Below are 14,207 nucleotides of genomic sequence, written 5' to 3'. Positions count from 1 at the left end.
GCGTATAACACCGCCTCAAACGCCATTCCAGACATCGAATGCGGCGTTGTATAGCGCGAGCCCAAAGAACCGCCTGCGGTGCACTATGCCCCGACATTTGACACCCGCCTAATCTGTCGACCGATTGATCGGAAACTGCAAACCATTACAGGAACCGCCTAAACGTCCGCAATTGGCCAAATTTTAGCACCCCGCGCTGCCAATCTAACAGCGCGGGTGTGCTTTTTAGTTGCTCGCGGTTCGGTAGTTGTGCCTGTAGAAGATATGTACACCAATTCGCGCCGTTTCCTTGTAAACGCGCGACCACGACGGGCGTACCGCAGTTGTGTGGTAATGGGTGGCCCCTTCGGTCAGTTCCTTGGCGACACCATCAATCGCGACACGCGCAACCTTGGACACCCGTTCATAGGCCTTTTTTTCGCGGATTACTTCTTTGTGGCCATCGCAAGTATAGGTGAATTGGCATTGATACTTCTTGCCAGTTCCTTGCTTGATCACACCGCACAGTGAATTTGGAAAACGGCTGCTTTTGACGCGGTTCAGAATGACTTCGGCCACAGCGAACTGTCCCCGAACGCTTTCACCGCGCGCCTCAAAGTACAGCGCTTCGGCCAGACATTTGAAGTGTTCGTCTCCGGAAGCCGTGGGCTGTTGATCCAGCCAGTTCTTCGAATACGAAATTTCAACTGGCTCAAGCTTTTTGCGTGGCTTGAACAGATTCAGATAGTCGCGAAAATTCTGTCCGGGCAGTTCGCTCCGTGCGACAAGTTCGCGTTTCGTAGTATCGGTGGCTTCCTTTTCAGCGAAAGACACACTCGGCAGCACGGTTGCCGCCAATGTGGCAGCAGCCAGTATGTATCGTAGCATCAGATAACCTCGCACAGGCACAAATCGCGCCGTACCCTCCCCCGGCGGGCGCGACGAGGCATTTAGCGCAGTCCGGCGAAGACGTCTAGTTCCAACAAAAATGCAAGTGGAAAATCGCTCGTGAGGAAAATCAATTCCGGCACAAGGTTGCTCAAAAACCACTAATCCTAGGGCAAAAGGCCCCTGTCAACCCCCAAGTCTGGACGAAATCGCCAGCTGAGCGGAAGCCAGCCGAGCAACCGGGACCCGAAACGGAGAGCAAGACACGTAGTCAAACCCCAGATCGCGGCAAATAGCGATTGATTCGGGGTTTCCCCCGTGTTCGCCGCACACGGACAGGGTAACATCCGGTTGGGCCTGACGCCCGCGCTCTGCCCCCAGTTTCAGCAATTCCCCTACCCCATCGGGATCCAGAACGTGGAACGGGTCTTCGACGAACACGCCCTGACGCACATAAGCTGACATGAACCGGCCCGCATCGTCACGCGACAGGCCATAGGTCATCTGGGTCAAGTCGTTGGTACCGAAACTCAGGAACGACGTCTGCGGTGCGATCTCATCCGCCCGCAGACAGGCACGCGGGGTTTCGACCATAACACCCAAGCGGTATTCGAACTCTTCCCCGCGTTCGCCGGCGACCGAAGCGGCAACCGAGTCGATGCGGGATTTGACCAGTTCCACCTCACGCTTGGCAGAAACCAGCGGGATCATCACTTCGGGCACCACCGGAGCACCGTCCTTGCTGGCCTCAAGAGTTGCCTCAAAGATGGCACGCGCCTGCATGTCGTAGATTTCAGGCACGGTTACACCCAATCGTACCCCGCGCAGACCCAGCATTGGGTTGTATTCGGTCATCGCCGCGACGCGCCGTTCGACGTCGGAAACCGGCAAATCCAGCGCTTCGGCCAGTTCGCGTTGTCCGCTGCGTGTGGTCGGCAGAAATTCATGCAATGGTGGATCGAACAGTCGGATGCAGACGGGTTGTCCTTCCATGATCCGGAACAACTGTACGAAATCCTCGCGCTGCATCGGTAGCAAACGTTCCAGAACCGCCGCACGGCCGGAAGAGGTTTGGGCAAAGATCATCTCGCGCATAACGATCAGGCGACCGGGGTCAAAGAACATATGCTCGGTCCGGCACAAGCCGATCCCCTGCGCCATAAAATTCCGCGCAGTTTGCGCGTCCGCGGGCGTATCGGCGTTGGCGCGGATGGCGATATCACGTTCGTCATCGGCCCATCCCATCAGCGTCTGGAAACAGTCATCCAGCGCGGCCTCAAGCATAACTGGTTGCCCCGCCAGCACTTGCCCCGAAGTCCCGTCGATCGTCAGTGTATCGCCGGTTTTAAGCACCCGACCATCCGGTGCCGTCAGCATCTTCTTTTTGGTCTGAAACCGCATCTCGGACGCGCCGACGATACAGGGCAGCCCCAACCCGCGGCCAATAACTGCGGCGTGGCTGGTCATGCCCCCTTTTTCTGTCAGCACCGCAACGGCCGCGTGCATCCCGCGCACATCCTCGGGTGAGGTTTCGCGACGCACCAGAATACAGGGCTCACCCCGCGCGGCGCTGGCCTGCGCTTCGGCTGAGGTGAACACGATTTTACCTGTCGCAGCACCCGGGCTGGCGGCGATACCGGTGGTCAGAACATCCCGACGCGCTTCGGGGTGAACTTGCCGGTGCAGCATTTCGTTCAGAGAATGCGGATCAACCCGCATCACCGCCTCTTGCGGTGGAATGATGCCATCTTCGGCCAACCGCACCGCAATCCGCAGCGCGGCCCGCGCACTGCGCTGCACCCGCACGCCGTCCAGAATGTGAACGTGGCCGTTTTCGATCACGAACTCGACCTGCATTTCCTCGCGCAGTTTGGTGCGCATCAGCGCAGCATGGGACTTGAGGTTGGCAAAGGCCTCCGGCGCCACTTCTTCCAGCGACTTCCCGCGCGGGTCCTTTTCCAGATAGAGCGCCGCGACACCTTCACCCAGCGCATCGCGCCCCTGACTCTGACTCAGGTATCGGCCAGTGATCTGCGGCAATCCGGTGGTCGAGTCGATCAATTGCAGCACGCCCGATCCGCATTCGCCCTGCCCGACGCCAGGGATCATCTCTTGAATGACAAGTCCGAGCCCCGCGTCCGCAGGCGCACCCTTGGCCTGACGCAGCAAACGGGCCGAGGTTCCGTCCCACGCCCGCGCCATTGATCGCAGCACGGCGATCAGCTGTTCTCCCCGGTCCTGCGGGAATGCTTCGTCGGTCTCGTCCTCATAGGCCCGCAAGGACATGCGCAGCCCTTCGCTGCCATCCGCGTCGATATCGTCGAACACATCTGCGTCCAAACGGGCCACGTGGATGGCAAAGCTTTGAACAAAGCGCAGATACAGTGCGGCGGCGGCCTCGTCCCCCATCGATCCTGACAGGTCCAAATACCGCCCATCATTCATACCAATGTTGAGGATCGCACCCGGGCCGCCCCAATCCGGATCTTCAGAGCTGGGTCGTACACACAGTAGTGCGGTCTGATCGAACTGTTCGAGAATGGCCACGAGATCGGGCACATGGCCTTCAGCAATCCGATGGACCGCATCGAAGGAAAGCGCGACCGTTCGCGGCACCGGCAAGTCCAGACGGACCAGACGTTGCAGGCATTTCGCCCGCCCGCCATGGGTGTTGGCGGTGACGGGCGCTTCGGACGTGATCAGTGTGGTATGTGGATTATTCTGCACTGCGGCACCTTTTGGTTTGCACGCAGCATAAGCCCCTGCACCAATGGCGCAAGGGCGTTCTGGCTTAGCCTTCGATCTTGCTGAGATCCGCCACGCTGGAGCAAACCTTACGAATCTGGCTCAGCAAGTTCAGGCGGTTGCGGCGCAGGATGTCGTTGTCTGTATTGACCTGAACATCCTCGAAAAACGCATCCACCGGACCACGCAGCGCAGCCATTGCCGACATTGCCGACGGGAAGTCCTCGGACTTCAAGGCCGTGTTGATCTCTCCCTGCGCCCCGTCCAAAGCGGCAAACAGCGCCTTTTCATTGTCCGTCTCAGCAAATTTCACATCCGCACCGTAGGAGTATTCGACGCCGTCTTTCTCCTCGGCCTGCGTCAGGATATTGTTGGCGCGCTTGAACCCCTGCACGAGGTTTTCCCCATCCTCGGTCGCGATCACCGCGTTCAGAGCCCGGGCACGTTTGACCAGCAGGTTGAGGTCGTCATTCCCCTCCATTGCGATGCAGGCATCGATGATGTCATGACGGATGCCCTCGTCGCGGAGGAAGACTTTGAGGCGGTCGTGGAAGAAGGAGAGGAGGTCTGCCGATTTTTCTTCAAACTCAGAGCTATCGGAAACCTGCATCGTGAACGTTGAAAGTAAAGGCATACTTAGTTCGTTGGTCAGAACCAATCGAATAACCCCCAACGCCGCGCGACGCAGGGCAAACGGGTCCTTCGAACCCGTCGGTTTCTCATCAATCGCCCAGAACCCGGTCAGCGTGTCCAGCTTATCCGCCAAGGCGACCGCTACAGAAACCGGTGCGGTCGGCACGTCATCCGACGGGCCGAGCGGCGAGTAGTGTTCTTCACACGCCTGACCGATCTCTTCGGGCAGTTCAGCCGCAGCAGCATAGTAGCGGCCCATCAGCCCCTGCAGTTCTGGGAATTCATAGACCATTTCCGAACACAAATCGGCTTTGCATCCCTGCCCCGCCAAAGTGGCCAGTGTTTTGTCGGCCCCTGTCGCGGCGGCCAGTTCACCTGCAAGATGCCCAATGCGAATAACCCGCTCGCCTTGCGAGCCCAGCTTGGCGTGGAAGGTTACATTGTTCAGGCGGTCAACCCACGGCTCGAACCCATGTTCCTTGACCACACGCAGGTCGTTCTCCCAGAAAAACTTCGCATCGGCCAAACGCGCCGACAGTACCTTTTGGTTACCCGCCAGAATGCTCGCGCCATTGTCGGCGGTTTCGCGGTTGGCGACGGTGATGAAACGTTCAATCCGGCCGGTCTTGGGATTGCGAACCGAGAAAAACTTCTGGTGTTCTTTCATCGAAGTCTGCAGCACCTCGGGCGGCAGGTCCAGGAATTCGTCGTCGATCTGCCCCATCAGCACCACCGGCCATTCGACCAGTCCGGCAACCTCAGCCAGCAGGCCCTTGTCCTCGACCACTTCCAGACCCGCGGCAAAGGCCATGTTCTGCGCGTCGTTCCAGATATGCTCGGCCCGGTCAGTTGGGTTCAGCACCACAAAGGCGCGCTTCAGCTTGGCCGCGTAGTCGTCGAACGACGTAACCGAGAACCGGTTCGGAGCCATGAAGCGGTGACCAGCGGTGGTGTCACCGGATGTGATGCCATCGACCTCAAGCGGCACGACCTGCGCGCCGGCCTCATCGGTCAGGATGCACAGGATCGAATGCAACGGACGCACCCAGCGCAGAGGACCACTGCCCCAACGCATCGATTTGGGCCAGGGGAAATTGCGGATAGTGGCCTCAAGCACCTCGGCCACGATTTCGGCAGCCGGACGGCCAGCTTTCTCGATGGTGGCAAAGTAGACCGCACCTTTCGGGGTATCACGTTCTTCCAGTTGATCACGGGTCAAGCCCGCGCCGCGCAGAAAGCCTTCGATGGCCTTGTCCGGTGCGCCAACTTTCGGCCCTTTGCGTTCCTCGCGGATCGTCGGGCTTTCAGCCAGCAGGCCTTCGATCGCCAGCGTCAGACGGCGCGGCGTGGTCAGGGCGGCAGCCCCGGCATAGGTCAAGCCAGCCTCGACCAAACCATCGGTGATCCGCTTTTTCAGGTCCTCGCCCGCGCGGGTCTGCATACGGGCGGGGATCTCCTCGGAAAACAGTTCGATCAGCAGGTCGGGCATTTTCGGTCCTTAGAAATTTACGATCGTCTGAATGACGATGGCATTGGCGATATCCACAAAGAAGGCGGATACAAGGGGCAGCACGATAAAGGCAATAGGCGACGGGCCATATCGCTTGGTAACTGCGGTCATATTGGCGATAGCGGTCGGCGTCGCACCCAAAGCAAAGCCACCAAACCCCGCGGACAGAACGGCGGCACGGTAGTTGCCGCCCATCACCGGGAACAGCACCCAAATCACAAAAGCCACGGCAAACAGGGTCTGCGCAGCCATGATGACGACGATGGCCAACCCCAATTCGGCAATGGTCCAGAGCTGCAGGCTCATCAGCGACATGGCCAGAAACGCACCCAGCGAGAATTCCGAGATCAGCGCCAGTGAGGGCGTTCGCGAAACTGGTGGTGCCTTGGGTGCCAGAACCGCACGTAAGTTGGCGATAACAATCCCCATGATCAGGCAGGGCACGAAAACCGGCAGCATCAATCCGGCGGCTGCGATTGCCTGATGTAGGACGTAACCGAAGATGATGGCCAAGTTCAGATGCAGCAGGACGCGCATGATGGTGAGATGATCGATTTTGGCCTCAGCCTCAGTCGCATCGTCCGGCAGTCCGACCGTGTGCTCTTCATCAGGACGATCCGGGGTCAGGTTTTTTCCTTCGATCAGCAATCGGGCAATTGGTCCGCCAACCAGTGCCGCAAGCACGAGGCCGAGCGTCGCCACAGCCACGCCGAGTTCTGTCGCACCGTCCAATCCAGTGACCGCGCCAACCTCGGGGGCCCAAGCGATAGCGGTGCCATGCCCTCCGATCAGAGAAGCCGACCCAAAAAGAACTCCCGCCTGTGCCGGAAAGCCAAAGGCAACCGCACCGGCAGCACCAACGACATTCTGGGCAACAATTGTCACCAACGTCAAAATGAGAAGCAATAGCAGAGGCTTGCCTCCGGAAATCAAATCTGCCAGCCGCGCGTTCAAACCGATCCCGGCAAAAAACACAATCAGCAGGAAATCCCGAGAGGCGAGATCGAAGGTCAGCTCAATCCCGGCCACGAGATACAGAAACAGCACAACGAGAGAGGCCAGTAACCCGCCGGTCACTGGCTCGGGGATATTGAATTGACGCAGCAGCGCGACGCGGGCGTTGATCTCGGCCCCAATCAGGTAGACCGCAATTCCAAGCGTGGCGGTCAGAAAATTGGGAATATGGATCGCTGCGTCCGTCATTGTGCCCTCAGTTTTCAGGCCGGGGCGGGCATTCTTCGCCCACCACCGTTCCGTCATAGGCCTTTTCACCGCAATTGTTCAGCGCGTGCCAGACATAGCCTTTGCCATCTGAAGTCACCGTAACGATGCGGTCGACACCATAGTGGATGTTCTTGGCCCCCAAGAACGCCTGTGCCTGCCCGGATTTCAACGCTTCGGCAATTGCGACCGCGTCGTAACAGTCAAACCACCCCGGCGCGGTCAACGGTTCAGGGTTTTCTACCCGCCGGAACGCCGCCAGATCCTCGGCCGTCAGGTCGGTTTCAAAACACGCCCGGTACCGGATCGGAGAGCTGTCGGCATCAATCGCCTGAAACGCCGAGTACGGGATTGGCTGCGGGTCCTCTGCCCCTTCGACCACCAAGGACACATCCTGACCCGGCTGAGGTTCAACATTATAATAGAACCCATAGACCTGCAGGTAATACATGCCGACACCGGCCACAGCCGCAGCCAAGACAAGGATGATTGCAAGCAGTTTTCCGGTCATCTTTTGAACATCCTGATCACGCGGCCTCTTTCAACTTTATTGAAAATAGGCCAGTTTCCAAACCGATACAGGCCGGAATGAGGTTATTGGAATGGACATGACCCTTGCCGTTGGGTTCTTCGGCGCACTGTTTGCGATCATGAATCCGATCACCAACCTGCCCGTTTTCCTCAGTGTCACCGATGGCCTGACACCCGCCGACCAGCGCAAGGTCGCGGCGAAAACGGCGACCTATTGCTTGATCCTTGGCGCGGCGTTCGCGGCCATCGGCAACCAGACGCTTGGCCTGTTCGGGATCAGCGTGGACGATCTGCGCGTTGCAGGCGGCCTTGTCGTTCTGATGATCGGCCTGAACATGCTGAGCGGTAAAGAAAGCACGACGCATCACGGAACCGAGGGAGAAAAACAGGACTACCCCGAGCCTGCCACGGTTGCATTCTACCCGCTGGCCTTCCCCATTCTGGTCGGCCCCGGCACGATCACAACACTGATCCTGTATGCGCACCATATTTCCAAGCCTATGGACGCTCTCATCTACGCAAGCGTTTTCCTGGCCGTTCTGTTTCTGCTGTTCATTACTTTCTGGAACGCAGCTGCCTTGGCCAAGCGATTGTCGTCCAACGCACGCGTGATCATGAGCCGTTTCATGGGCATGATCCTGTCGGCCATCGCAATCAGCATGATTGCAGATGGCCTGAAAGTGTTGTTGCCCGGATTGGCCTGAGCGCCCCATCAGGCCTCAAACCCGGCGGCCTCGGTCAGCAGGAATGCATCGGCGCATTGTTTGGCCAGCGCCCGAACACGACCGATATAGGCCTGACGTTCGGTCACCGAAATCACGCCCCGCGCATCCAGCAGGTTGAACACGTGGCTGGCCTTGATGCACTGGTCATAGGCAGGGTGCGCCATGACGATGCGCTTGCCGGTTTTGGGGTCGTCATGTTCCTGCGCCAGAATGGCGGCGCATTCGGTCTCGGCCTCTTCGAAATGACGCAGCAGAACTTCGGTGTTGGCCACGTCAAAGTTCCAGCGGGCGTATTCCTCTTCGGTCTGCTTGAAGATGTCGCCATAGCTCAGCGGGCTGGGCGATTGCGGGTCGTTGAACGGCATGTCCATCACGTGGTCGATGCCCAACACATACATCGCCAACCTCTCCAAACCATAGGTCAACTCGCCCGAGACAGGTGCGCAATCATGGCCGCCAACCTGTTGGAAATAGGTGAACTGGCTGACTTCCATACCGTCGCACCAGACCTCCCATCCCAGTCCCCATGCGCCCAAGGTCGGGCTTTCCCAGTCATCCTCGACAAAGCGGATGTCATGCAGGTTCATGTCGATGCCGATGGCCTCAATACTGCCCAGATACAGTTCCTGAAGGTCCGGCGGGCTGGGTTTAATCAGCACCTGATACTGGTAGTAATGCTGCAACCGGTTCGGGTTCTCGCCATACCGCCCATCGGTCGGGCGACGCGACGGCTGCACGTAAGCTGCGGCCCATGCCTTGGACCCCAAAGCGCGCAAAGTGGTCGCCGGGTGGAACGTCCCTGCCCCAACCTCCATGTCGTAAGGCTGCAAGATGGCGCAGCCCTTCGAGGCCCAATAGGTCTGGAGACGCAGGATAATTTCCTGAAAAGAACGTGGTGCGCTGGACGGTTCGGTCATAACATTCCCTTTGGGCACATCCGCGCCCGGTTCCGGTCGGTTTTGTCCTTCCTATGCAAGGGGCCAAGGGGCGTCAACGGGCCAATGGTTACCGGCTGTCACTGCACAGCCACACTGGAAATTCCCCGTATTCCGAGCATGGCTTTCCGTGTCTCAAATCGCGTAATCTGCGGCAAAGCCAAAACACTGCGGATACGGGCAGACTATGACACGAGTAATTACTGCAATTTTGTTTCTAATTCTCTTCGGCACACGCGCCGTCTTTGCACAGCAGGAGGCAGGCGTCTGGGTGCAGGTCGAAGCCCGCCCAACGCTGCGCCAAGCGCAAGAGCGGGCGCAGGCCTATGCGAATGCATTGCCCGACGTGAATGGATTTCGCCTGAACACTGGCTGGTATGCCATTGTTATCGGGCCATATTTACGCAGCGACGCCGAACAGGTTCTGCGCGTTTACCGGGCCGAGGGTCAGATCCCGTCGGACAGCTACATTGCGTTCTCAAATTCGCTGGGACAGCAGTTCTGGCCCGTTGGATCAAGCTCTGTGGAACAGGGCGCGGTGAACCCGCCCGTTGAACCCACACCGCAACCTGACCAATCCACCGCCGGGCTGACCCCGCAGCCTTCGGACGAAACACGGTCGCAGGCTCTGCAATCGGAACGACTGCTGACGGCGCAAGAGCGCAAGAATCTGCAAACCGCCCTGCAGGCCGCAGGGTTTTATAATTCGACCATTGATGGCGCCTTTGGTGCAGGTACTCGGCGATCGATGGGCGACTGGCAGCGGTTCAACGGTTATGAACCCACCGGCGTTTTGACCACGGCCCAGCGTTCGACACTGATGGATGACTATAACGCGCCGTTGATCAGTGTTGGCATGAAGCGCCATTCAGACATGCAGGCTGGCATCGATCTGGACCTGCCGTTGGGCGTCATCGCCTTTGACCGTTATGAGGCCCCCTTTGCGCATTTCAATGGCACAGGTGACCTGAACGCCAAGGCGTTGCTGATCAGCCAACAAGGCAACAAGGCCACCCTGCGCGCGTTGTATGAAGTGATGCAATCGCTGGAGATTGTGCCTCTGGACGGTCCGCGCCAACTGCGCGGCGACCGTTTCACGCTGGAGGGTCGCGGCAACGGGATCGTGTCCTACACCGAAGCGGCGCTGAAAGACGACCAGATCAAGGGCTTTACGCTGGTCTGGCCCGAAGGGGATGAGGCCCGTCGCGCGCGGGTTCTGGCCGCGATCAAGGCCAGCTTCTCCACCAACGACGCCGTACTGGATGCCGGTGCGGGTGCGGAAGCCGATCAGAGGATCGATCTGGTGTCGGGCCTGCAGGTGCGCAAACCGCGCCTGTCCCGCTCCGGCTTCTTCACCGATGCAAACGGCACGGTTCTGACCGTGTCTGAGGCCACGGACAGCTGCACCCGGATCACGCTGAACGACGATCAAGAGGTCCAGGTTGCCCTGGTAGATTCCGATCTTGGTGTGTCGGTACTTCGCCCCAGCCGTAACCTCGCACCGATCAACATTGCCGAGTTCAGCACCGATAAACCACGTATTCAATCTGAGGTCGCAGTTTCAGGGTTCTCGTATGAAGGTGCATTGGGCGCCCCAACTTTGACATATGGTCAGATTAGTGATGTGCGCGGCCTTAACGGTGAAGACGGTGTGAAACGCTTGGCATTGGTGGCGCTGCCCGGAGATGCCGGCGGACCGGTTTTCGACGACAAAGGACAGGTTGTCGGTATGCTACTGCCCACCCCGACCGAAGGGCGCACCCTGCCCGCTTCGGTCAGTCTGGCAGCATCGACGGACCGCTTGAATGAAGCTTTGGAAAAGGCTGGTGTGTCCGGTCAGCCCAGCCAGTCCACTGCGGAAATCTCACCCAACGAACTCAGCCGACGGGCCAACGGAATGACCGTTCTGGTGCATTGCTGGGACTAAGCTGACCTGAAAAACGAAAAACGCCGCCCCTCCGGGCGGCGTTTTTTTTTTTGCTAAATGATGTCCGGCGTTATCCGGATCAGCGTTGGAGCCGGCGCATGAAACGCGGCTTGCACGGCCGCCTGCATCTCTTCCAGATTACCCGGGGCGGCAGACAAGGCCCCGAAGGCTTCGGCCAGTTTGCAGAAATCGGGATTGCGGGCCACAACGGCGTTAGGGGCGATCTGACCACGGACCATGCTGTCTTCGATCTCTTTCAGCTTACCGTTGTCCCACAGGATGATCGGCAGAGACAGACCCAGCTCAACCGCCGCGCCAAGCTCCATCATCGTGTATTGAAACCCATAATCCCCTGCGATCACAGCAGTGGGTTTACCCCGCCGCGCAACCGCGCCCCCTATCCCGGCTGGCAGCGCATAGCCCAGCGTGCCGAACCCGGTCGGATGGTGCCAGTGATAGGGATAAGCCATGTCCCAGACCTCTTTGGCGACATAGGCGAACTGGGTCATGTCGGAATAGATCATCGTGTCCGCTGGCATGGCCTCGCGCAGGGCATCCAGCACCGGCACGATCCCTGGACGTTCGGCATCGGACTCGGCGCGCCAGCGTTTACGGGCCTCGGCGACCTCTTCCGCGCTCCAGCCGGTCGCCGTTTTCACGGATTCAATTGAAGCCCATAGAGCATGGGCAAAGCTCTCACCATCAACCTGCAACTTGATCCCCGCGCGGTGACGGTCGGACAGAACCTGCGGATCCAGGTCGACCCGCACCAGATGAGAGGAATGCCCCAGCGTGTCGCGCCACAGGTCAACCTCACCCAGTTCCGCCCCCACAGCGACCACAAGATCGGCAGAGCCTATCACGTCAGCACTGCCCGGGCGTGGCAGCGTGGCGCCGTAATCCAACGCATAGCCAAGCCCCGCCATTCCGCGACCGGCATAGGTGGTGAAACACGCGGCCCCCAACTGGGTCAGTATTTGCCGCCACAGATTGGACCGCGCCCCGCCACCCAGAATGAACAGCGGCCTGTTCGAGATGTTCAGCAAAGACATGAGCGGCGCCAGATCAGGCGGCACCACTTTGGACCGCAAACCGGGCTGATTGGGAAACGGTGCCGGGTCAGCCTCGGCCTCAAGGCGCGAAATCGGCACCTGAATGTGCTTGGGGCGCGGACGCGAGAGCTCGAATTCTTCAAAGGCACGTTCGACCAGCCCATAGGCCGCCTGTGCGGTATTGGCCTGGTGAGACCAGTCCGTCACGGTTTCAGCAGCACCGCGTTGGTCTTTCATCTGGTGCAACTGGCCTTGCACCGCGTCTGTCTCGCTTAAACAGGACGACATCACCAGCATCGGCACCGAGTCTGTGTAGGCCTGCCCCATCGGGGTCATGATGTTACACAACCCCGGCCCGGTGATCACGTAAGCCACACCCGGCTTGCCGGTCGCACGAGCATAGCCGTCGGCCATGAACCCGGCCCCTTGTTCGTGACGGGCCAGAACATGTGTGATGCCCGCCTCTTCGATGCCACGATACATTTCCTGATTGTGAACGCCAGGAATGCCGAAAATCACATCAACGCCCCGGTCTTTCAACATGTGCGAAATCTGGGCACCCAGAGGTCTTTTCATCAACTTCTCCAGAATTGGACAGTAAACAGCGCGTAGACGGCCAACAGTTCCAGCCGCCCGACCAGCATACCGATGGACAGCAACCACTTGGCCGTATCGCTCAGCCCGGCAAAGTTACCCGCAGGGCCGATCTGATCCCCCAGCCCCGGCCCCACATTGGCCAGCGCCGTCGCCGCGCCCGAGACGGACGTGATGAAGTCCAGCCCCGTCAGCGCCAGCGCCCAGGCCAGTACCCCCATCGACAGCACGAAGAACATGAAAAAGCTCATCACCGATGTCAGAACGTCCTGCCCAATCGTGCGCCCGTCATAACGCGGCTTAAACACGCCGTGCGGTGACCGGATACGACTGATCTGGGTTTTGATCGAGGCAAACAACAGCTGATAACGGAAGATCTTGATGGAACAGGCAGTCGAGCCCGCGCACCCTCCGATCAGGCCAATCAGAAAGAACAGCATGACCGGAAAACTTCCCCAGGTCATATAGTTGACGCTGGCATAGCCGGTGCCGGAAATGATCGAGGTGATGTTGAACAGCGACTCACGAAATGCCTGCTCCCAATGATGCGGAAAGACCGAGATCAGGAACACCGCCATGACCAGAACCAGTACCAGGATCGTCGCCAGAAAGGTCTTGATCTGACTATCTTGCCAAAGGGAGTTCGTGTTTCCATTGGCAAACTGGACGTAGCGTACGAACGGCAGGGCCGCGAGGATCATGAACACCGCGGCCGCGTATTCGGTTGGTCCTGAAAACACTGCAAAAGACGAATCGTAGTTCGCAAATCCACCTGTCGCGATGGTTGTCATCGCGTGCACGATGGCGTCGAAAAAACTCATCCCTAAACCGGCGTAAACCAGTGCGCAGACAAAGGTCAGAAAGACGTAGATCAGGGAGATCTGGCCCGCGATCTCTTGCGCCCGCGGCAGGATTTTCCCCATGGTTTCAAATCCTTCCGAGCGGAAAATCTGCATCCCACCGACCCGAAGCTCGGGTAGGAACACCATCGCGACAACGATAATGCCAATCCCGCCCAGCCATTGCAGCACGCCCCGCCACAACAGCAACCCCTGCGGTAGCGTATCAAGACCAGATATAACGGTTGAGCCGGTGGTGGTCAGGCCCGACATCGCCTCGAAATACGCGTCGACAAAGCGCAGCTCGGTCGCACCAAACAAGAACGGGATAGCGCCAAAAAGGGGCAACGCCACCCAGACGCCAGTGGTCAGCAAAAAGGTCTGACGAATCGTCAGACCTTCGCCCACCCCGTTCGAGCAACTGATGGACAGGACAACGCCCGTCAGCATAGTGATGACGCCGCTTTCCAGAAACACGTGCCACTCGCCCCGACCTTCTATGAGATCCGCAAGCATGGGCAGCAGCATGGTCGCCCCAAGAATGGCGACCAACAGGCCAATCACATATCCAACCGGGCGCATGTCCGTCATGAGGCGCAGCGTTGGCGCGCCTGCACGACGGTGTCAA

Annotated in this window: 10 protein-coding genes; 2 read left to right on the top strand and 8 right to left on the bottom strand. The window is 59.0% G+C overall.

Going from position 1 to position 14,207, the window contains the following annotated elements:
• Positions 1-225 precede the first annotated feature (225 nt).
• The 5 genes from GOW98_RS08680 to GOW98_RS08660 all read right to left on the bottom strand — a co-directional run bounded on the left by GOW98_RS08680 (position 226) and on the right by GOW98_RS08660 (position 7,487).
• Positions 226-867, bottom strand: a complete 642-nt coding sequence (locus tag GOW98_RS08680) for a cell wall hydrolase (RefSeq protein WP_170331011.1) — start codon at positions 865-867, stop codon at positions 226-228.
• Positions 868-1,053: 186 nt separating this feature from the next.
• Positions 1,054-3,594, bottom strand: coding sequence for a putative PEP-binding protein (locus GOW98_RS08675; RefSeq protein WP_367646826.1), 2,541 nt, complete (start codon positions 3,592-3,594; stop codon positions 1,054-1,056).
• A gap of 64 nt (positions 3,595-3,658) precedes the next feature.
• On the bottom strand, positions 3,659-5,734 hold the full coding sequence (gene glyS, locus GOW98_RS08670) for a glycine--tRNA ligase subunit beta (RefSeq protein WP_170331009.1): 2,076 nt from the start codon (positions 5,732-5,734) through the stop codon (positions 3,659-3,661).
• Positions 5,735-5,743: 9 nt separating this feature from the next.
• Entirely contained in the window at positions 5,744-6,958 is a 1,215-nt protein-coding gene (gene gltS / locus GOW98_RS08665; protein WP_170331007.1) for a sodium/glutamate symporter, read from the bottom strand.
• 7 nt (positions 6,959-6,965) lie between these two features.
• A complete protein-coding gene (locus GOW98_RS08660; RefSeq protein WP_170331005.1) occupies positions 6,966-7,487 on the bottom strand; it encodes a DUF6446 family protein in 522 nt (173 codons plus the stop codon).
• Between the two features lie 91 nt (positions 7,488-7,578).
• On the opposite strand from GOW98_RS08660, the gene GOW98_RS08655 reads away from it, so the two are divergent.
• On the top strand, positions 7,579-8,211 hold the full coding sequence (locus GOW98_RS08655; RefSeq protein ID WP_170331003.1) for a MarC family protein: 633 nt from the start codon (positions 7,579-7,581) through the stop codon (positions 8,209-8,211).
• Between the two features lie 8 nt (positions 8,212-8,219).
• Here the strand turns inward: GOW98_RS08655 and GOW98_RS08650 are convergent, their stop codons facing one another.
• Positions 8,220-9,149 (bottom strand): glycine--tRNA ligase subunit alpha, encoded by a 930-nt coding sequence (locus GOW98_RS08650; RefSeq protein ID WP_170331001.1) that lies wholly within the window; start codon positions 9,147-9,149, stop codon positions 8,220-8,222.
• 205 nt (positions 9,150-9,354) lie between these two features.
• Here GOW98_RS08650 and GOW98_RS08645 point away from each other — a divergent pair, with 205 nt between their 5' ends.
• Positions 9,355-11,094, top strand: a complete 1,740-nt coding sequence (locus GOW98_RS08645; RefSeq protein WP_170330999.1) for a serine protease — start codon at positions 9,355-9,357, stop codon at positions 11,092-11,094.
• 53 nt (positions 11,095-11,147) lie between these two features.
• Here the strand turns inward: GOW98_RS08645 and GOW98_RS08640 are convergent, their stop codons facing one another.
• Together GOW98_RS08640 and GOW98_RS08635 are read right to left on the bottom strand one after the other, a co-directional pair.
• Positions 11,148-12,722, bottom strand: coding sequence for a thiamine pyrophosphate-binding protein (locus tag GOW98_RS08640; protein WP_170330996.1), 1,575 nt, complete (start codon positions 12,720-12,722; stop codon positions 11,148-11,150).
• Positions 12,722-14,170 carry a TrkH family potassium uptake protein gene (locus GOW98_RS08635; RefSeq protein ID WP_170330994.1) on the bottom strand — a complete coding sequence of 483 codons (1,449 nt, stop codon included), beginning with the start codon at positions 14,168-14,170 and terminating at the stop codon, positions 12,722-12,724. The genes GOW98_RS08640 and GOW98_RS08635 overlap by 1 nt, the downstream gene beginning before the upstream one ends.
• Positions 14,171-14,207 lie beyond the last annotated feature (37 nt).

It is taken from the genome of Ruegeria arenilitoris, assembly GCF_013032445.1.
In the GTDB taxonomy this organism is placed as follows: Bacteria; Pseudomonadota; Alphaproteobacteria; order Rhodobacterales; family Rhodobacteraceae; genus Ruegeria; species Ruegeria arenilitoris_F.
Note: the sequence above shows the minus strand (reverse complement) of the source record. Positions and strands in the feature narration are given on the sequence as shown.